Here is a 17,940-nt window from a genome sequence, read left to right as displayed (position 1 = left end):
CTGAAATAAAATGCGGGTTATTCGACCTCAATACTCTTTACTTTCAACGAATCGCCGGTATCCACCCGCAGGCGATCGCCATGACAATGCGGACATTGCGCGTCATGCCTGAGAATTTCCACCACCTGACTGCAATCCCAGCACCAGGCCTGGGCCGGTCTGTAGTCGATGTGCAATTCGCACCCTTGCGCTAAAGTTCCCTGGCAGGCGATGTCAAAGCTGAAACGAACCGCGCGCTCTTCAACGCACGAAAGCGCGCCTATCTCCAGCCATACGCCGGTGACGCGCGCCACGCCGTGCTGTTCTGCCTGCTGCTGAATAATTTCAACGGCGCTTTGGCAAAGAGACAGCTCATGCATTCTCACAGCTCCGACGGCCAAACAGCAACGCACGCCGGCTTGTCTGCGGCGCATCAGGATTGCTTACCGGCAGAGATAACAGCATCCGCGCGCAGTCATCCGCCAGCCGGACGCCCTCTTCCGGCGACAGGCTACGGGAAAGCGGCGACATCAACGAGCAGGCAAGATATTGCGAAACGCCTTCCAGTTCGCCAACGGTAAAGGTCATCGTGCCATAAGGCAGTTGCAGACCGAGTTTTTCACCGACGGTACGCCCGGGCCAGATCTGGTCCGGGCCAGGGAAGATTAATGCGCTTAACATCCACGGCGTAATTACCGTGCCCGTCCATTGTCCTTCAAATAACGTAAAATCAGAGACATGCACTGGCATAGTCGGATGCAGAAACGAAAGATCGTGCATCGAACGATGGGCTATCTCTTCAAACGCCGCCTGAACCCGGGCGACGGGCGCCGTGTCGAATCCGGAAAACGTTTCAGACATGCGCCGTCTCCTTAGGAATTGCTTCGACGCCGGATTCACGCAGCGCAGCAAGAACCTGCTCAAGCGCAGGTTCAATCATCGCCTCGACGGTTGGCGTTAAGCCGATGTGCGGTTCCAGCGACTGTGGAATAACGCCGACCAGGGTCAGTTTCTTCGGAAACTCGCCGGTAAAGCGGAGGGCCGACAATACGTCGGCCAGTCCAAGCTGATGGGGGGAGATTTTGTTGGTGAACAGCGCCGGAACTTCATCGTCGCGCAGTACCATAATGGTTCCCGGCGCGTTCTTTTTCGACACGATGGCGTCGGCAATGATCAAATGATCCCGATTCGCCATATCGCCAAGAAGTTCCATTCCCGCCGTACCGCCATCCAGAATCTCAACGAAATCCGGCAGGGTGTATCGTTGCTCTAACGCTTCAACAATACGCACCCCGATGGCTTCATCGGTCAGCAAAATATTGCCGACCCCTAAGACTAATATCCGCATTACAAAACCTTCACCGAGACCACTTCATTGCCATCGGCGTCCACCACGTGTACCGCGCACGCCATGCAAGGGTCGAAGGAGTGGATGGTACGTACCACTTCCAGCGGCTTCGCCGGATCGGCGATCGGCGTACCGACCAGCGACTGTTCGTACGGCCCCACGTCATCGTTGAAGTTACGCGGACCTGAGTTCCAGGTCGATGGCACCACCGCCTGATAGTTACTGATAATGCCGTCTTTAATCACCATCCAGTGAGACAGCATACCGCGCGGCGCCTCCAGGAAGCCCACGCCTTTGAACTCGCCCGTCGCCGGAATGTTCGGCTTCACAAACGTGGTGTAATCGCCTTTGCCGATATTTACAATCAGCGCGTTGTATTGATCCTGCAATATGTTTTGCAGTTCACAACAGTGAACGGTACGCCCGATGATACGACCCAGCGTAGAGTGAAGTTGCGCCATTTCCAGCGTTTTGCCGGTCAGCTTCTGATAAAGCGCAATGATTTCATTGAGCTTGGTCTGCGTGGATTCACGACCTGCAGCCAGTTTACACAGCATGTTCGCCAGCGGCCCGACTTCGACGGTTTTGCCGTAGAATGTCGGCGACTTGACCCATGAGTATTTACCGTCATCCGACCAACCGTCGTAAGCCGGGATCGTGGTGCCTTCCCACGGCGCCTGCGGCGCTTCATCTTTATACCAGGCGTGCTTCGCGCTCTCCTGAATACCTTTAATCAGGAATTCGTCGGAGTGAGAGGTGATCGGACGGTATGTCGACAGATCGGCATTGGTAATGTAACCGCCCGGGAACAGGAAACTGCCGTTTTTACCGTCGGTCGGGAATTCCGGCGCGCTCAGGTAGTTCACCGCGCCTTTGCCGCGCTCCAGCCATTCCGGATAGTAGGCCGCGATGACTGCGGTATCCACTTTATACACCTGCTCGACAAAATCGCTCAGCTTATCGATAAACGATTTGATGTACATCAGGCGTTCAAGGTTCAACGTACCGATACTGTCGAGATTGATCGGGTTCGCCACCCCACCGACCGCCAGGTTCTGGATATGCGGCGATTTACCGCCCAGCAACGCCACCACGCGGTTAGCGTCACGCTGACATTCCAGCGCCTGCAGATAGTGGGCGACCGCAATCAGGTTGACCTCCGGCGGTAACTGCATTGCCGGGTGCCCCCAGTAGCCATTGGCGAAAATACCTAACTGACCGCTGGCGACAAGATCCTTGATCTTGTTCTGAACTTTCGTGAACTCTTGCGCGCTGTTCAGGTGCCAGCTCGACACGCCATCCAGCATCGCAGAAGCTTTTTCCGGATCGGCTTTCAGCGCAGAGGTAATGTCTACCCAGTCCAGCGCAGAGAGCTGGTAGAAATGGACAATGTGGTCATGGGTGGTATGCGCCGCCAGAATAATATTACGGATATACTGCGCGTTGACGGGAACATCAATATTCAGCGCGCTTTCTGCCGCACGAACGGAAGAGATCGCGTGAGTTGTCGTACAAACGCCGCAAATACGCTGCACAATCATCCACGCATCGCGCGGATCGCGGTTCTTCACGATCTCTTCCATACCGCGCCACATGGTGCCGGACGCCCATGCTTTGGATACGACGCCGTTCTCAATTTCGCAGTCAATGCGTAAATGACCCTCAATACGGGTTACCGGATCAATAGTAATTCTCTGGCTCATGCTTTGCTCGCCTCATGACGATTATGATCGTTTTGTTTTAAAGGAGGAAGTATCGGCAGTAGACGAATGAGTACGATGTATGCACAAATCTCAATAGCCACAAAACCAATAGAAATCAACAATTCTTCCCAGGTTGGGAAGTAGTGGTAGCCGCCACCCGGGTTGAATGCCACCAGCGAATAGGTCAGACGCCACGTCGCGCAGCCCAACAGCGCGCTCAGCGCCGACAGGTACAGCATACGAGAGTCATTACGCAGTTTCGCCACACGCAGCACCACTAACGGGAAGACCATCAGGACGACTTCAATCCAGAACATAGCGGAGTAAAAATCGCCGGCAAACGCATAGGACAGCTTGTCGCGATAAATCAGTTCGCCAAAGCGCAGGACGACGAAAATCGCCAGCAGCACGCTGATGGTATTCGTCAGCTTAACAAACAAATTTTTCTCATCCGGACCGTTTCCTTTCAGGCCTGCCTGAACCAGCGACCCCTCAAATATGACAATGGAGAAGCCCATGATAAACGCGGTCAGAACCGAGAACAGCGGCAGCATTTCATAGCTTTGCCATAGCGGATGCACTTTATAGCCCGCCGAGATCATCAATGACCCCATTGAGGACTGGTGCATCGTCGGCAGCAGCGCGCCCAGCGCGATAATAAAGAACATCACCTTATTCAGACGCTTGAGCGACACTTTCCAGCCCAGACGTTCAAACAGGGCAGGCGCAAACTCCAGCGCCATCACGCCGATGTAGATGGTCATACAGACCGCCGTCTCAAACAGTACCGAGTTCACGTTGAAGTGACCTGGAATGTAGAAGTACGGCAGGTTCCAGTAACGACCGACGTCGATAGTGATCGACAGGCCGCCCAGCGAGTAACCAAACAAGCTTGCCAGCAACGCCGGGCGCACCAACGGATGGTATTGCCCACGGTTAAAGACATACACCGCCCATGCCAACGCCCAACCGCCGCAGGCAAAGCCGGTGCCGATCAACAGGTCAAAGGCAATCCAGACGCCCCACGGGAAACCGCCGTTCAGGTCGGAAACGGAGCCCAACCCGAAGACCAGACGCTTCACGATAAGGAGCATACACAGGACGATTAACGGTCCAAAAATAATGACCGGTTTACTGATGATTTTTCCGCCCAGCGGTTTTGGATCATGACTCATGATCGTCTCCTCCATCGTGATGGTCGTTTTTGCTATTACGACGAACCAGCACGGTTAAGCCCGCCAGCGCAGCCAGGGGTAGTATCATGCCTTTATAAAGCGTGTGTTGAACATGCTCGGAGCGCGCTCCGGTTGAAAGGTCATCCAGCTTCGGCAGATCCAGATCTTCATAAGGAACGCCTGTCAGCACCAGCACCTGAGTACCACCGCCCTCTTTTTCACCGTAGAGGTGTGGGTAGTATTTAGGCACCGTATGCAGATAGGTGTCGTCCGTTTTCAACGTCTGGCGCGGATAGTGATATTCACTGCCTGGTTTGAGGGCCAGACGTTTTTTCGCTTCCGCCATCAGCTCTTCACGAGTACCGAAAATGACGGCCCCTGCCGGACAAACTTCCACACACCCAGGCAAACCGCCTTTATCCAGACGCTCAACGCCTTTCTGGTTACACAACTCACACTTGTGAAGCGCGCCAAACGGGTTGTTGTAGTCGTACTTAGGTACGTTGTACGGGCAGGCAACCATACAGTAACGGCAGCCGGTGCAGACATCTTTGTCATAGTGGACGATGCCGGTTTTCGGATCTTTTTTCAGCGCCGACACCGGGCAAACGGAAACGCAGTTAGGATCGACGCAGTGCATACACTGTTTCTTGATGTAGGCATAGCCGTTCTCTTCCTGATCTTTGTTCACGCCCGTGCCGCTACGCCATACCTGGATAATGTTATTGGTATACGGCGACAGCTTGTCGTTGTTCGACCAGGTCTGCTCCCCTTCCGGGTTACGCGCCGGGAAGTTGATATCCTGACACTTTGTGACGCAGGCCTGACAGCCCACGCACAGAGTGGAGTCATACAGCATGCCCAGCGAACCTGGAATCGGCGGACGGTTTTCTGCAGCCGCATGGCTGACAGACGGCGCGGCGCCCAACAGCAATGCTCCACCGGAGGCTGCTTTAATAAAGTCACGTCTGTTCACGGTTATTCTCCCCGTGAGTCAGCGTTATCTTTCTTTTGCTGACGCCCCAGTTCACGTACCGCCATCACGCTGACGCCGGCAACCAGACCGACTACGCCGCCAAGCAGACCGACAGCGCCCGCAGAGATATTGCCGCCTTCTTTCATATTGACGTCAGGTTTCTCTGAACGCGGAGTTTGGTTTTCGACATGAGCAAGCTGGTGAATGCCCTTATGGAAGCCGATACCTTCTTCGTTACAGCCATAGCAAGGATGACCGATCGCCACTGGCCAGACGCCGCCAACGTCACAGAACTGTAACGTAGAACAGTTGCCCCAGGTTTCCGGCCCTTTACAGCCAAGATGGTAGAGACACCAGCCCTGACGGTGGCCTTCGTCGCCAAATTCTTTGGCAAAACGGCCTGCGTCGAAGTGTGGACGACGTTCGCAATGCTCATGAATCAGACGGCCATAGGCAAAGGTTGGACGGTTTTTCGCATCCAGCTTCGGCGGCGTGCCGTAAGTGATGATATGCGCGACGGTCGCCAGGAAGTTATGCGGGTTTGGCGGACAACCTGGAATATTGATAACCGTTTTGCCCGGTAAGACTTCCTGCAGACTGACAGCGCCGGTTGGGTTTACGCCAGCCGCAGCAACGCCGCCCCATGCCGAGCAGGAACCGATAGCGATAATCGCGGCTGCGCCGTCGGCGGCTTTGCGGATGTGATCCACGATCGGCTCGCCGGCAACCATGCAGTAGATACCGTTATCTTTTAGTGGGATAGAACCATCCACCACCAGAACATATTGCCCTTTATACTTCTCCAGAGCGTTATGTTTGTTTTCTTCGACCTGGTGACCGAATGCGGCGGAAAGTACCTCGTGGTATTCCAGAGAGATGGTCTCCAGAACGAGGTTTTCAACGGTTGGGTGTGTAGCACGAAGCAGTGATTCGGTACAACCGGTACACTCCTGAGCGCCAATCCAGATAACGGGCGGACGCTGTGGATTGGATACCGATTCTGCCATTTCTGCGGCGGCTTTGCTACTGAGCCCCATAGTAGCGGCCAGTGCTGCACAAAGCTTCATGAAATCACGACGGTTAATGCCGTGAGAAGTGATGAGAGTATTATCTCCAGTCATTTTATAGTTATTCCGTTACGAAGACCTGGCTTTTATTTTGCACTGTTCGCGAAGAAGTTATTGCGATCGGTACGCCATTTACCACACTTTTTTTATGGTTATGTGCGCCATAATACTTCGACGGAACAGTAAAACGAAGGGAAGAGGCGATAGTGTAATTAATTAAAGCAAGATAATACCCCTGTTGGATCAACCTTCGAGTCGATAACCGGCCATAAAGAAGCGAACCGCCATCCCGGAATGATTCTCTTTAAAGAAATCCATCACCATTTCTTTATCCAGACCATAGCGACGCGTCAGAATTCCGGCCTCCCACGCGCTAAGTTGACGATCGCCGGTCTTTTCGAACATACGGTGTGTAAAACCCAATACAAAGCCACGTTTATACTCAGAACAGAAATTCACCGCATGATGCGCGCTATATGCATATGGCGCGTGCAACCCAGCCATTAACCCTTTCCCAAAATGATTATTCATCTGACCTCCTTAGTCGCTATATAATAAATTATATAGCGACTAATTAAATGAAGGCCAGCGCATTACGCGCTTTTTTGCTTCACATCAGAAGGAAACCCATTCATCAGTAGACTGTGCGGGAGCCGACGCCATTCTCTGAACGCCAGGCGCCGCTTTCGCCGTTACGCGTTGTTGCGGCTCACTAGCGGAAAGCCGGAACTGCTGTACGGAGCGTTGCAAATCCTCCGTCTGCCGTTCCAGCGCCGCCGCCGCCGCGGAAACCTGCTCAACCAGCGCGGCGTTTTGTTGCGTAACGCTATCCATTTGCGTGATCGCCACGCCAACCTGAGAAATACCTTTACTCTGTTCTTCGGAGGCGGACGCGATCTGTTTCATAATCGTCGTCACTTCCGTGACGCCGCGCAGGATGGCGTCCATCGTCGCGCCGGTCTCCTGGACCAACTGCGCGCCTTGCGCTACGCGACGTACCGATTCGCCAATTAAGGCTTCAATTTCTTTCGCCGCCCCCGCGCTGCGGCTGGCCAGGTTACGTACCTCACCGGCGACCACCGCGAAGCCGCGTCCCTGCTCGCCCGCTCTGGCCGCTTCTACCGCTGCGTTCAAGGCCAGAATATTGGTCTGGAAAGCAATACTATTAATCACGGTAGTAATTTCGGCGATCTGCTGCGAACTGGCGGAAATACCGTTCATTGTTTCTACCACATCGGAAACCAGTTCACCGCCTTTTCCTGCCGTTAGCGAGGCGGCATCCGCAAGCTGACTCGCCTGGCGGGCGTGTTCGGCGTTCATTTTCACCGTTGCGGTAAGCTGTTCCATGCTGGCGGCAGTTTCTTCCAGCGCGGCGGCCTGTTCTTCCGTTCGGGAAGAGAGATCGTTATTACCGGTAGAAATTTCCGTCGCGCCGCGCCAGATATTGTCGCTTCCGGCGCGGATCGTACTCACGGCTTCGCGTAAACTGTCCTGCATCGCGCGTAGTAGCGGCACCAACCGGCCTACGCAGTTACGCCCCAACGCTTCAATCGGCTGGCTAAGATCGCCTTGCGCGATGCGCTGAAATTGCTGACGGATGCGCTCCAGCGGTTTCACCATCATTGCAACCAGATAGCGATCGGTAAAAATCAGGATAGCAATGCCCAGAATCACCGCCGTGATAAGCAGGATGCGGATGGTATAGGTTTTACCATCGACCATCACGCGGGTGTTATCCAGCATGGCGCCAGCTTCATGACTAAACCGTTCCGCGCTGGCGCCGAACGCGCGACTGAGTGCGGGCGTGACCGTACTGGCATGTTCGCTCCAGGCGGTCAGCGATCCTTGCTGCGCCAGTTGCATTTGAGGAACGACGCCTTTCTCCAGCAAGGCCTGCCAGTTGGACAACACCTCCCTTGAGATATCAGGGTTCATCGGCCCTGGCGATAGCGCTTTCATCTCCTCCAGCTTCTGACGCATATTCTCGAGCGACTGCCGGGCGGGCGCAAAATCGGGCGTGCCGCCGCCGATTTTTACATCCATCGCGCGGCTAAGGCGGGTAACAAAGCGGAAATATTGATCGTTACCCTGGCTTAGCACCGTCATTTGCCGCACAAGATGCCGGTCAATATCATTTCCTTCCGAAACTTCGGATAAAGCATGGACGCTGTATAAACCCACCCCCGACCAGAGTAGACAAAAAAGTCCCAGTATCGTCAGCATGACCATACGAATAGTAAAGTTTTGCAGCAAACGCATATGAATTTCCTTGCTGAATATAAGAGATTAGTCATCAGACGATGACGCACTCTCGTTATCGGCAAGGCGCGGAGAATATATAATGCATTCTCCATTTTTTTACAGTTATCGCCGTTCACGTACCCGCAGATGTTATATATCTGTGAACGCAGAGAAAATCTTTTAGTCTTATTACTGGGTAAATGAATAGATGTAGTAAAAATATTGCGTAAGGCTGCAGGGAGACGGTTATCCACCGTTAAAGAAGCGCTATTTTACAGCCGGGCTCAGCATCCTTTGCCCGACTGCCCCGCCGTGGACGGCGGCTCAATGGTTATGCCGCGTCAATCTGTCCAGATAGCCCATCACAAACGCCGACAGGACAAAGGTCAGATGGATGATGACATACCACATTAATTTGTTATCCGGGACGTTTTTCGCATCCATAAACACGCGTAACAGGTGAATGGAAGAGATAGCGACTATCGATGCCGCCACCTTATTTTTTAGCGAAGTCGCATCCATTTTCCCCAGCCAGTTCAGCTTCTCCTTGCCCGCAGAGATATCCAGCTGAGAGACAAAATTCTCATACCCGGAGAACATGACCATTACCAGCAATCCGCCGACCAGCGTCATATCAACCAGCGATAACAGCACCAGAATCAGATCGGCTTCCGCCAGGGCAAAAACGTTCGGCAGAACGTGTAGAATTTCCTGGAAAAATTTTAGCGCTAAAGCGATCAGCGCCAAAGAGAGGCCAAAATACACCGGCGCGAGCAGCCAGCGAGACGCATACATTACATTTTCAAGAAAGCGTTCCATAGGGACCTGTCAGGTAACTAAAACCAGCAACAGTATATCTCAACCATGCAACATCAGATCAACATGCAGTTAAGAGCCTATCCCACCAGGCGTTATTGGCGCAGCCAGTTTGGACACGGACAGCGCGCAAAAACCGGAGCGTACACGTAGTACGTGAGGTTTGACTCGCTACGCTCGCCCTTCGGGCCGCCGCAAGCGGCGTTCAAAACGCTAACGCGTTTTGGCGAGCACTGCCCAGGTCCAAAATGGCAAGTAAAATAGCCCTAATGGGATAGGCTCTAAATCTCATCCGGGTTAACCTGCGGGCGCTGATATTCCGGCCATACCAGCGCGACCAATGCCGGGTAGGCTTCAAGACTGAACTCGCGAAAACACTGGCGTAAATTAAGGACGTCCAAATCCGAATACGGCACCTTTTCTCCGTTCAGACAACGCTTCTTAATATTGTCGTAATACTTATAAACGGCAGAGTTAAGGTCGCTGCAACGACGCTGTGCGTCAAATAATCCAGGCGTTTCATTCAACTCAGTCATTGTCATTCGTTTTATCGTTGCATGAAGGAAATCGATATATTCATGGTTAACGCGCCAGTACCATACCGGCGTTATCGAATTCATTAATACTGAGAAATGATCTTCGCCCTCTTCCTTTGTCATGGGTTCAGTTTGATTTAAATTTACGACTTTTCCACCAGGACGTTTTTTATTAACCTCCCACATCAGGAAGAGTATCGCGCCGGTCAGTAATAGCAATATAATAACAGAATAAAAAATACTGTTCATAGCAGGCTCCATTTTTTTTGATTTTAAAATTACGCCATGTTATTGTCAACGAAACCTACACTATTAAAAATAGTATACCACTGATCGTAAAGGATATTTAGTCATGCTTCCTGAGCATCTGGTTTCCTCTCATTTTCGCCTGTCATCGCCGCCCCCTGAAGCCACAGAAAACAGTAAAAATTTGCCTAAGGGAAAGACAAAACTCAGCGATTACGAGCCCGATATTTTAATTAGCGCTAACGCTGCCGGGCAACACAGAAACGTATTATTTGAAGAACGCGACCGTCATATTAAAGAACGTCTGTATTGTGTGGCTAAAATTGAAACGTTTGCCCGCCTGATAAACGCACTACAGGCAGAAGGCGATATTGATGCCCAAACGCTAAGTAAAATACTGGCGGATAAAACCGCAATGATAAATGAAAAAGGCAATGCCATTTGGCTTAATTTAATCACTCGCGAAACCGATATGCCGCTATTTTATTCACTGGAAGATAAAGATGAAAGAAGTTGAAGACAATAACGTTTATTTGGCTTTAGACAACCATAAAAGTGATGAATTTATCTTAAAGCAAAATCTTGCAGCGCTAATCGCCAGCAAAAATGCCACCCTGGAAAAGGTAACGCAGGAGGTGGTATCCATACCGGCGGCGTTAGTACGCCTGAAGTGGCAAAACCGACGGGAGATGTATGCGTTACAGGTCAAAGAGGAGATTTATGGCGCGACCATCAATGCCATTATCGAGCAGCATCCTGAATTACGAGACAAAATTATGTCTCGTCTTGAAAGTGACTGGCAGCATCTGCTGGCTCGCGAGACGGCAACCCTACGTCTGACGCGTAAGCTTTCCGATGGCGACTACCGGACGCGCAACGTCACCACCGTCGCACGGCGAGAAAAATAACCTTCATGGCTAGTTAACTCTGTTGTGAATACGGGCGAAGCATAAGGATCGTTCTGATTCTCCCTCTTACGGTAGTAAAAGTGTCTACGCTTAAAGGGTGTTCAACCTGAAGGGAGAAGCTCAATGTCTCATCTATACGACCCTACCACGCAGTATTACACCGGCGAGTATCCTAAGCAAAAACAGCCGGCGCCCGGCGTCCAGGCGAAAATGACGCCTGTTCCTGACTGTGGTGAAAAAAGTTATGTCGGCAGTGGTCGCCTTAAAGATCGTAAGGCGCTGGTGACAGGGGGCGACTCCGGGATTGGGCGCGCTGCCGCTATCGCTTACGCGCGTGAAGGCGCAGATGTCGCGATCAACTATCTGCCAGCGGAAGAAGAGGACGCCCAGCAGGTTAAAGCGCTGATTGAGGAGTGCGGCCGTAAAGCGGTGTTATTGCCAGGCGATCTTAGCGACGAATCTTTCGCCCGTTCGCTGGTCCATAAGGCGCGTGAAGCGCTGGGCGGGCTGGACATTCTGGCGCTGGTAGCCGGTAAACAGACGGCAATCCCGGAGATAAAAGATCTGACCAGCGAGCAATTTCAGCAAACCTTCGCCGTTAACGTTTTTGCCCTGTTCTGGATAACCCAGGAAGCGATTCCGCTGCTGCCAAAAGGCGCCAGTATTATCACAACGTCGTCTATCCAGGCGTATCAGCCCAGTCCGCACCTGCTGGATTATGCGGCAACCAAGGCGGCAATCCTTAATTACAGCCGCGGCCTGGCGAAACAGGTGGCGGAAAAAGGAATTCGCGTGAATATTGTCGCGCCTGGCCCTATCTGGACAGCGCTGCAAATTTCCGGCGGCCAAACACAGGATAAAATTCCGCAGTTTGGCCAGCAGACGCCAATGAAGCGGGCCGGTCAACCGGCAGAGCTGGCGCCGGTGTATGTCTATCTGGCAAGCCAGGAATCAAGTTACGTTACCGCAGAAGTGCACGGCGTGTGCGGCGGGGAACATTTAGGCTAACGCATGAAGTCGATTAAGGTGGCGCAATTCTGTTAAGCAAGGCGCCATCTTAGGCAATAAAAAAAGCCGGGTGGCGACTTCGCCTTACCCGGCCTACAGCGTCAGCAGAATACTTATTTCGCTTTCGCGGTCTCTTCGCCGACCAGACCAATCTTGAGGTAGCCCGCCTGATGCAGCATATCCATCACTTTCATCAGGGTTTCATACTCTACGGTTTTATCCGCACGGAAGAAAATCGTAGTATCCTTTTTCCCTTCCGTCAGGGCCGTTAGCTCGGCAATCATCGTATCATCCGTCACCGGATCGTTACCGATAAACATGGTGTTATCCGCTTTCACCGACAGATAAACCGGTTTTTCCGGGCGCGGCTGTGGCGTACTGGTAGAAGCGGGCAGATTCACCTTGACGTCTACCGTCGCCAGCGGCGCAGCCACCATAAAGATAATCAGCAGAACCAACATGACATCGATAAACGGCGTCACGTTGATTTCATGCATTTCGCCGTTGTCATCCAGGTTCTCGTTAAGACGCATTGCCATGACGCATTACCCTACCCGTAATTTCTGCGCGGCGCGTACCGGCTGCGCACTGGCGCTCGCATTCAGATCGAGATCGCGGCTTTGCAGCAGCAATACCTGCGCCGCCACGTCACCCAGCGTCGCTTTGTAACTGCCTATCTGACGTGCGAAGATGTTGTAAATGACGACCGCCGGGATCGCGGCTACCAGCCCAATCGCCGTCGCCAGCAGCGCTTCCGCAATACCAGGAGCGACCACCGCCAGGTTGGTGGTCTGCGTTTGCGCAATACCGATGAAGCTATTCATAATGCCCCATACGGTGCCAAACAACCCGACGAAGGGGGAAATGGCGCCGATCGTCGCCAGATAACCGTTGCCTCGTCCCATGTAGCGGCCAACCGCTGCGACGCGACGTTCCAGACGGAAGCCGGTACGTTCTTTAATCCCTTCGTTATCTTCGCTGCCCTGAGAGAGTTCCAGTTCATTCTGCGCTTCATTGATGAGCTGTGCGCTGAGGCTTTTTGCGCTGAAACCTGCCGCAATGTCGGAAGCCTGATCTAAAGAGCGCGCATCGGCTAATTGCAGTTGTTCGCGCTTTAAGCGGCGCTTTTGCGTGAAAAATTCAACGCTTTTACTGAAGAAGATAGCCCAGGTGACGACTGACGCCAGAATCAAACCAATCATCACGCACTTCACGACAATATCGGCGTGCTGATACATGCCCCAGACGGAAAGATCCGTCTGCATCAAATTATTACCCACTCTGTATCTCCAGGACGCAAATCACAAAATCTGAGCATAATAATATCAAAACAACGTCGAATTGATAGTCGTTCTCATTACTATTTACATACTGCCGCACCTTTACTGCTTTTTCTTTGCGCTTACGCATTAAAAAAGCCACCTGTTTTTATTTTGGCAAAATTTTCATCTGTATCACACGTCGCCAGGGTGCAGATGGTTATATTCATGCTAGTTTAGACATCCAGACGGTTAAAATCAGGAAACGCAACATGACGGATAAACAGTTGGATACCAAACTGGTAAACGCAGGACGCAGCAAAAAATACACGCTTGGCTCAGTGAATAGTGTGATTCAACGCGCTTCTTCACTGGTGTTTGACACCGTCGAGGCCAAAAAACACGCTACCCGCAATCTCGCCAACGGCGAATTATTTTACGGACGCCGGGGAACGCTGACCCACTTTTCGCTCCAGGAAGCCATGTGTGAACTGGAAGGCGGCGCCGGATGCGCGCTCTTCCCGTGCGGCGCGGCGGCGGTCGCCAACACCATTCTGGCATTCGTTGAGCAGGGCGACCACATCCTGATGACCAACACAGCTTATGAACCCAGCCAGGATTTCTGCAGCAAAATTCTCGGCAAACTGGGCGTGACGACAAGCTGGTTCGACCCGCTCATCGGCGCTGATATCACGCAACATATTCAGCCGAACACGAAAGTCGTATTTCTGGAATCCCCCGGTTCTATTACCATGGAAGTACATGATATTCCGAGCATTGTTAGTGCGGTCAGACGCGTCGCGCCAGAAGCCGTCATCATGATTGATAATACCTGGGCGGCTGGCGTTCTGTTCAAAGCTCTGGAATTCGATATTGATATCTCTATCCAGGCGGGCACTAAGTATCTGATTGGTCATTCTGATGCGATGGTCGGTACTGCCGTTGCAAATGCGCGCTGCTGGGAACAATTGCGGGAAAACGCCTATCTGATGGGGCAAATGCTCGACGCCGACACGGCTTATATGACCAGCCGCGGTCTGCGCACACTCGGTGTCCGACTGCGCCAGCATCAAGAAAGCAGCCTCAAAATCGCCGCATGGCTGGCGAACCATCCTCAGGTCGCGCGCGTTAATCATCCGGCCCTGCCGGGTAGCAAAGGTCATGCCTTCTGGAAACGAGACTTTACAGGCAGCAGCGGTCTGTTCTCCTTTGTGCTCAATAAAAAGCTGACCGAGGCAGAATTATCAGCCTATCTGGATAACTTTTCGCTGTTCAGTATGGCCTACTCTTGGGGAGGCTACGAATCGCTGATAATTGCTAATCAGCCGGAACAGATCGCCGCGATTCGTCCCGCAGGCGGCGTAGATTTTACCGGTACGCTGGTCCGGGTGCATATTGGTTTAGAGAGTGTTGATGATTTGATCGCTGATTTAGCCGCCGGCTTCGCCAGAATTGTGTAAAGTTGCCGGGGATGGACATATATGCAGACAATTTCCGTGGAAAAGTCTGCGTTTGTTGCGTCCGGGATCAAGGCATCCCGGACGATTCAGGAGTACAATAGGCGAATAAAAGCATAAATGCTGTTCCACAGGAAAGTTCATGGCTGTCATTCAAGATATTATCGCTGCGCTCTGGCAACATGATTTTGCCGCGCTGGCGAATCCACACGTTGTTAGCGTCGTCTACTTTGTCATGTTCGCCACGCTATTTTTAGAAAATGGTCTGCTGCCAGCATCATTCTTACCTGGCGATAGTCTGCTGCTACTGGCAGGCGCGTTGATCGCCCAGGATGTGATGCATTTTTTGCCGACGATTGGCATTCTCACCACTGCGGCCAGTCTCGGCTGCTGGCTAAGTTATATCCAGGGACGCTGGCTCGGTAATACGCGTACCGTCAAAGGCTGGCTGGCGCAGCTTCCGGCAAAATATCATCAGCGCGCCACCTGTATGTTTGACCGTCACGGTTTGTTAGCGTTGCTTGCCGGGCGCTTTCTGGCGTTTGTCCGCACTCTGCTGCCAACAATGGCGGGTATTTCCGGCCTGTCCAACCGCCGGTTTCAGTTTTTTAACTGGTTAAGCGGCCTGCTGTGGGTGACTGTCGTGACCAGCTTCGGCTACGCGCTCAGTATGATCCCGTTTGTTAAGCGCCATGAAGACCAGGTAATGACATTTTTAATGATCCTTCCCGTCGCGCTACTGGTCGCCGGGCTGTTAGGTACGCTGGTCGTGGTGATTAAAAAGAAATACTGTAACGCCTGACGTATCCATAATCGGCCAGGATGGCCCGGTTACGCTTCGTTGACCCGTGGCGGGATGCCCCACTTAGCTCCCTTGCATTGTCCGCATTCTTGCCGCATCTTCGCCCGGCGTAACGCCAAAATAACGTTTAAACTCCCGGCTAAACTGCGATGCGCTCTCATAGCCGACCCGCATCGCCGCGGCGCTGGCCTTCATACCGTCGTGAATCATCATCATCCGCGCTTTATGCAGTCGGTAGCTTTTTAAATACTGCAACGGCGAGGTGCTGGTGACCGCCTTAAAATTATGGTGAAACGCCGACACGCTCATGTTCGCTTCTGCCGCCAGTTGCTCAACATTCAGGTTCTCGGTGTATTTCATTTCGATCTGTTTAAGTACGCGACTGATCAGGCTAAAGTGCGTCTGGCGACTAACCAGCGCAAGCAGCGCCCCGCCGCGCGGCCCCATCAGCACATGATAAAGAATTTCGCGAATAATCTGTTTTCCCAGAATCCGCGCATCCAGCGGGCGCTCCATCACATCCAGCAATCTTTCCACCGCACATAAAATCTCGTCCGACAGCGTGGCGGAGTTAATCCCACTGGCCGCCATCGGCAACTGGAAACGCTCATCTTCGCCAATGTCCATGAGCAACTCTTGCAGTTGCAGCACATCAATATCGAGCCGAATACCGGCCAGCGGTACCTCCGGCGTCGCCCAGGTCTCGCATTCAAAAGGGAGCGGCACGGTCAGTAAGAGATATTCATTAGCGTCATAACGAAACTTGCGCTTATTAATATAGCCAATTTTATGGCCGGAAAAGAGAAATATGATGCCAGGCTGATACATGACCGGCGTGCGCGGCCCCGGTTCAACACCATACAACAGACGAATGCCCGCCAGCCGCTCGCTGATTATTTTATCATTATTTTTTAAATGATTAATTTTATCCGCCAACTGTAAGCAAATTGCTTCACGATTCATAACGCGCCATTTTTTCATCAAATCCACTCCGCTGGATTGTGCGCATTTTTAGCGATTTTCTCCAGCATTCTGGAGAAATAGGCAAAACATTGGCAGAAATGTGCATTGAGAGACATCCCTCACAAGACCACAATGATGACCATCAGGCAGACAGCCGCCTGCCCTCTTTTTACCCACATAAGGGAATGAGCAATGAACAATTTCAAATTACATACCCCTACCCGCATTCTGTTTGGTAAAGGCGCTATCGTCGATCTTCGCGATCAAATCCCGCAGGACGCCCGCGTGCTGATTACCTATGGCGGCGGTAGCGTGAAAAAGACCGGCGTACTGGCGCAAGTTCAGGAAGCGTTAAAAGGACTGGATGTTCGGGAGTTTGGCGGTATTGAACCGAACCCGTCCTATGAAACGCTGATGAAGGCCGTGCAGCTTGTGCGCGACGAAAATATTACCTTCCTGCTGGCCGTTGGCGGCGGTTCCGTACTGGACGGCACCAAATTTATCGCCGCAGCGGCGCAGTATACGGACGGCGTCGATCCGTGGCACATTCTGGAAACCGGCGGTACTGAGATTCGTAGCGCAATCCCGATGGGGTCTGTGCTGACCCTACCGGCAACCGGCTCAGAATCGAACGCCGGCGCAGTCATTTCCCGTAAAACCACTGGCGACAAACAGGCCTTCCACTCCTCGTTCGTGCAACCGGTGTTTGCCGTACTGGACCCGGTCTACACCTATACATTGCCGCCGCGCCAGGTTGCGAACGGCGTCGTGGATGCTTTCGTCCATACCGTTGAGCAGTACGTCACTTACCCGGTTAACGGCAAAATTCAGGATCGTTTCGCCGAAGGTATTTTACTCACACTGATCGAAGAAGGTCCCAAAGCGCTGCAAGAGCCTGAAAATTATGACGTCCGCGCCAACGTGATGTGGGCCGCTACTCAGGCGTTGAATGGCCTGATTGGCGCTGGTGTTCCGCAGGACTGGGCGACGCATATGCTGGGCCATGAGCTTACCGCGATGCACGGTCTCGATCATGCCCAGACGCTGGCTATCATTCTGCCTGCGCTATGGAACGAAAAACGAGACGTTAAACGTGCAAAACTCCTGCAATATGCTGAACGTGTATGGAATATCACCGACGGTTCCGACGACGAGCGTATTGATGCCGCCATTGCCGCCACCCGCCGTTTCTTTGAACAGATGGGCGTGCCTACCCGTCTGTCCGATTACGGTCTGGATGGCAGCACTATTCCGGCGCTACTGGCTAAACTTGAGGCGCATGGATGCACAAATTTAGGTGAAAATCAGGATATTACGCTGGATGTCAGCCGTCGGATTTATGAAGCGGCGCGCTAAGGTTTTTTCGCCTCTGACTTTCGTTTTTGGCCATTTCGTCCAGACTTAAGTCACTTAGTCTCGCCGGACCCGACTCCGGCGAGCCAATTAAAAGAGGAAC

Annotated in this window: 20 protein-coding genes; 6 read left to right on the top strand and 14 right to left on the bottom strand. The window is 52.6% G+C overall.

The window, feature by feature from the left end; translation table 11 throughout:
• Nucleotides 1–17: 17 nt before the first annotated feature.
• The 11 genes from hypA to J4617_RS08605 form a co-directional block, all read right to left on the bottom strand.
• Nucleotides 18–359, bottom strand: coding sequence for a hydrogenase maturation nickel metallochaperone HypA (gene hypA, locus J4617_RS08655; protein WP_000544945.1), 342 nt, complete (start codon nucleotides 357–359; stop codon nucleotides 18–20).
• Nucleotides 352–840: a hydrogenase-2 assembly chaperone gene (gene hybE, locus J4617_RS08650; RefSeq protein WP_000004951.1), complete on the bottom strand. Its 489-nt coding sequence runs from the start codon at nucleotides 838–840 to the stop codon at nucleotides 352–354. Before hybE ends, hypA begins: the two co-directional genes overlap by 8 nt.
• Nucleotides 833–1,327 carry a HyaD/HybD family hydrogenase maturation endopeptidase gene (locus tag J4617_RS08645; protein WP_001221960.1) on the bottom strand — a complete coding sequence of 165 codons (495 nt, stop codon included), beginning with the start codon at nucleotides 1,325–1,327 and terminating at the stop codon, nucleotides 833–835. Before J4617_RS08645 ends, hybE begins: the two co-directional genes overlap by 8 nt.
• On the bottom strand, nucleotides 1,327–3,030 hold the full coding sequence (gene hybC / locus J4617_RS08640; protein WP_000083044.1) for a hydrogenase 2 large subunit: 1,704 nt from the start codon (nucleotides 3,028–3,030) through the stop codon (nucleotides 1,327–1,329). The genes J4617_RS08645 and hybC overlap by 1 nt, the downstream gene beginning before the upstream one ends.
• On the bottom strand, nucleotides 3,027–4,205 hold the full coding sequence (hybB, locus tag J4617_RS08635) for a Ni/Fe-hydrogenase cytochrome b subunit (RefSeq protein ID WP_000017678.1): 1,179 nt from the start codon (nucleotides 4,203–4,205) through the stop codon (nucleotides 3,027–3,029). Before hybB ends, hybC begins: the two co-directional genes overlap by 4 nt.
• A complete protein-coding gene (gene hybA, locus J4617_RS08630) occupies nucleotides 4,195–5,181 on the bottom strand; it encodes a hydrogenase 2 operon protein HybA (RefSeq protein ID WP_001081721.1) in 987 nt (328 codons plus the stop codon). The genes hybB and hybA overlap by 11 nt, the downstream gene beginning before the upstream one ends.
• A gap of 2 nt (nucleotides 5,182–5,183) precedes the next feature.
• Nucleotides 5,184–6,302, bottom strand: coding sequence for a hydrogenase 2 small subunit (hybO, locus tag J4617_RS08625; RefSeq protein ID WP_000145429.1), 1,119 nt, complete (start codon nucleotides 6,300–6,302; stop codon nucleotides 5,184–5,186).
• Nucleotides 6,303–6,491: 189 nt separating this feature from the next.
• Complete coding sequence (locus J4617_RS08620) at nucleotides 6,492–6,779, bottom strand: DUF2623 family protein (protein ID WP_001059119.1); 288 nt, start codon at nucleotides 6,777–6,779, stop codon at nucleotides 6,492–6,494.
• 84 nt (nucleotides 6,780–6,863) lie between these two features.
• Nucleotides 6,864–8,507 (bottom strand): methyl-accepting chemotaxis protein, encoded by a 1,644-nt coding sequence (locus tag J4617_RS08615; RefSeq protein WP_001238434.1) that lies wholly within the window; start codon nucleotides 8,505–8,507, stop codon nucleotides 6,864–6,866.
• Nucleotides 8,508–8,813: 306 nt separating this feature from the next.
• Nucleotides 8,814–9,308, bottom strand: a complete 495-nt coding sequence (locus tag J4617_RS08610) for a TIGR00645 family protein (protein WP_000439335.1) — start codon at nucleotides 9,306–9,308, stop codon at nucleotides 8,814–8,816.
• Nucleotides 9,309–9,586: 278 nt separating this feature from the next.
• Entirely contained in the window at nucleotides 9,587–10,090 is a 504-nt protein-coding gene (locus J4617_RS08605) for a hypothetical protein (protein WP_001650708.1), read from the bottom strand.
• A 103-nt stretch (nucleotides 10,091–10,193) separates the two neighbouring features.
• Between J4617_RS08605 and J4617_RS08600 the strand changes: the two genes are divergently transcribed.
• The 3 genes from J4617_RS08600 to J4617_RS08590 all read left to right on the top strand — a co-directional run bounded on the left by J4617_RS08600 (nucleotide 10,194) and on the right by J4617_RS08590 (nucleotide 12,003).
• The gene (locus tag J4617_RS08600) at nucleotides 10,194–10,604 is read left to right on the top strand and encodes a hypothetical protein (protein ID WP_000936444.1); all 411 of its coding nucleotides are present in this window, start codon (nucleotides 10,194–10,196) and stop codon (nucleotides 10,602–10,604) included.
• A complete protein-coding gene (locus J4617_RS08595; protein WP_000665658.1) occupies nucleotides 10,591–10,995 on the top strand; it encodes a hypothetical protein in 405 nt (134 codons plus the stop codon). The genes J4617_RS08600 and J4617_RS08595 overlap by 14 nt, the downstream gene beginning before the upstream one ends.
• A gap of 123 nt (nucleotides 10,996–11,118) precedes the next feature.
• Entirely contained in the window at nucleotides 11,119–12,003 is an 885-nt protein-coding gene (locus J4617_RS08590) for an SDR family oxidoreductase (protein ID WP_000019032.1), read from the top strand.
• A gap of 113 nt (nucleotides 12,004–12,116) precedes the next feature.
• Here J4617_RS08590 and exbD read toward each other — a convergent pair whose 3' ends face one another.
• Both exbD and exbB read right to left on the bottom strand, forming a co-directional pair.
• Nucleotides 12,117–12,542: a TonB system transport protein ExbD gene (gene exbD, locus J4617_RS08585; protein WP_001251476.1), complete on the bottom strand. Its 426-nt coding sequence runs from the start codon at nucleotides 12,540–12,542 to the stop codon at nucleotides 12,117–12,119.
• A 6-nt stretch (nucleotides 12,543–12,548) separates the two neighbouring features.
• A complete protein-coding gene (exbB, locus tag J4617_RS08580; protein WP_000527859.1) occupies nucleotides 12,549–13,283 on the bottom strand; it encodes a tol-pal system-associated acyl-CoA thioesterase in 735 nt (244 codons plus the stop codon).
• Between the two features lie 251 nt (nucleotides 13,284–13,534).
• On the opposite strand from exbB, the gene metC reads away from it, so the two are divergent.
• Together metC and yghB are read left to right on the top strand one after the other, a co-directional pair.
• Nucleotides 13,535–14,722, top strand: coding sequence for a cystathionine beta-lyase (gene metC / locus J4617_RS08575; protein ID WP_000130262.1), 1,188 nt, complete (start codon nucleotides 13,535–13,537; stop codon nucleotides 14,720–14,722).
• A gap of 139 nt (nucleotides 14,723–14,861) precedes the next feature.
• A complete protein-coding gene (gene yghB, locus J4617_RS08570; RefSeq protein ID WP_000268444.1) occupies nucleotides 14,862–15,521 on the top strand; it encodes a DedA family general envelope maintenance protein YghB in 660 nt (219 codons plus the stop codon).
• Between the two features lie 63 nt (nucleotides 15,522–15,584).
• Here yghB and J4617_RS08565 read toward each other — a convergent pair whose 3' ends face one another.
• The gene (locus J4617_RS08565; RefSeq protein ID WP_001078198.1) at nucleotides 15,585–16,484 is read right to left on the bottom strand and encodes an AraC family transcriptional regulator; all 900 of its coding nucleotides are present in this window, start codon (nucleotides 16,482–16,484) and stop codon (nucleotides 15,585–15,587) included.
• 192 nt (nucleotides 16,485–16,676) lie between these two features.
• On the opposite strand from J4617_RS08565, the gene yqhD reads away from it, so the two are divergent.
• Nucleotides 16,677–17,840, top strand: coding sequence for an alcohol dehydrogenase (yqhD, locus tag J4617_RS08560; protein ID WP_001058722.1), 1,164 nt, complete (start codon nucleotides 16,677–16,679; stop codon nucleotides 17,838–17,840).
• Nucleotides 17,841–17,940 lie beyond the last annotated feature (100 nt).

Source organism: Salmonella sp. 32010601201800023SM (assembly GCF_017572235.1).
GTDB lineage: Bacteria > Pseudomonadota > Gammaproteobacteria > Enterobacterales > Enterobacteriaceae > Salmonella > Salmonella enterica.
The sequence above is the reverse complement of the archived record's forward strand: the minus strand, read 5'-3'. Positions and strand labels throughout refer to the sequence as shown.

Coding starts and splice junctions, on each gene's coding strand:
- J4617_RS08620 (WP_001059119.1), bottom strand. CDS start 6,779: ATGAATAATCATTTTGGGAAAGGGTTAATGGCTGGGTTGCACGCGCCA.
- hybC (WP_000083044.1), bottom strand. CDS start 3,030: ATGAGCCAGAGAATTACTATTGATCCGGTAACCCGTATTGAGGGTCAT.
- hybB (WP_000017678.1), bottom strand. CDS start 4,205: ATGAGTCATGATCCAAAACCGCTGGGCGGAAAAATCATCAGTAAACCG.
- J4617_RS08600 (WP_000936444.1), top strand. CDS start 10,194: ATGCTTCCTGAGCATCTGGTTTCCTCTCATTTTCGCCTGTCATCGCCG.
- J4617_RS08590 (WP_000019032.1), top strand. CDS start 11,119: ATGTCTCATCTATACGACCCTACCACGCAGTATTACACCGGCGAGTAT.
- metC (WP_000130262.1), top strand. CDS start 13,535: ATGACGGATAAACAGTTGGATACCAAACTGGTAAACGCAGGACGCAGC.
- hybE (WP_000004951.1), bottom strand. CDS start 840: ATGTCTGAAACGTTTTCCGGATTCGACACGGCGCCCGTCGCCCGGGTT.
- hybO (WP_000145429.1), bottom strand. CDS start 6,302: ATGACTGGAGATAATACTCTCATCACTTCTCACGGCATTAACCGTCGT.
- yqhD (WP_001058722.1), top strand. CDS start 16,677: ATGAACAATTTCAAATTACATACCCCTACCCGCATTCTGTTTGGTAAA.
- J4617_RS08645 (WP_001221960.1), bottom strand. CDS start 1,327: ATGCGGATATTAGTCTTAGGGGTCGGCAATATTTTGCTGACCGATGAA.
- exbD (WP_001251476.1), bottom strand. CDS start 12,542: ATGGCAATGCGTCTTAACGAGAACCTGGATGACAACGGCGAAATGCAT.
- hypA (WP_000544945.1), bottom strand. CDS start 359: ATGCATGAGCTGTCTCTTTGCCAAAGCGCCGTTGAAATTATTCAGCAG.
- J4617_RS08610 (WP_000439335.1), bottom strand. CDS start 9,308: ATGGAACGCTTTCTTGAAAATGTAATGTATGCGTCTCGCTGGCTGCTC.
- yghB (WP_000268444.1), top strand. CDS start 14,862: ATGGCTGTCATTCAAGATATTATCGCTGCGCTCTGGCAACATGATTTT.
- J4617_RS08595 (WP_000665658.1), top strand. CDS start 10,591: ATGAAAGAAGTTGAAGACAATAACGTTTATTTGGCTTTAGACAACCAT.
- J4617_RS08565 (WP_001078198.1), bottom strand. CDS start 16,484: ATGAATCGTGAAGCAATTTGCTTACAGTTGGCGGATAAAATTAATCAT.
- J4617_RS08615 (WP_001238434.1), bottom strand. CDS start 8,507: ATGCGTTTGCTGCAAAACTTTACTATTCGTATGGTCATGCTGACGATA.
- J4617_RS08605 (WP_001650708.1), bottom strand. CDS start 10,090: ATGAACAGTATTTTTTATTCTGTTATTATATTGCTATTACTGACCGGC.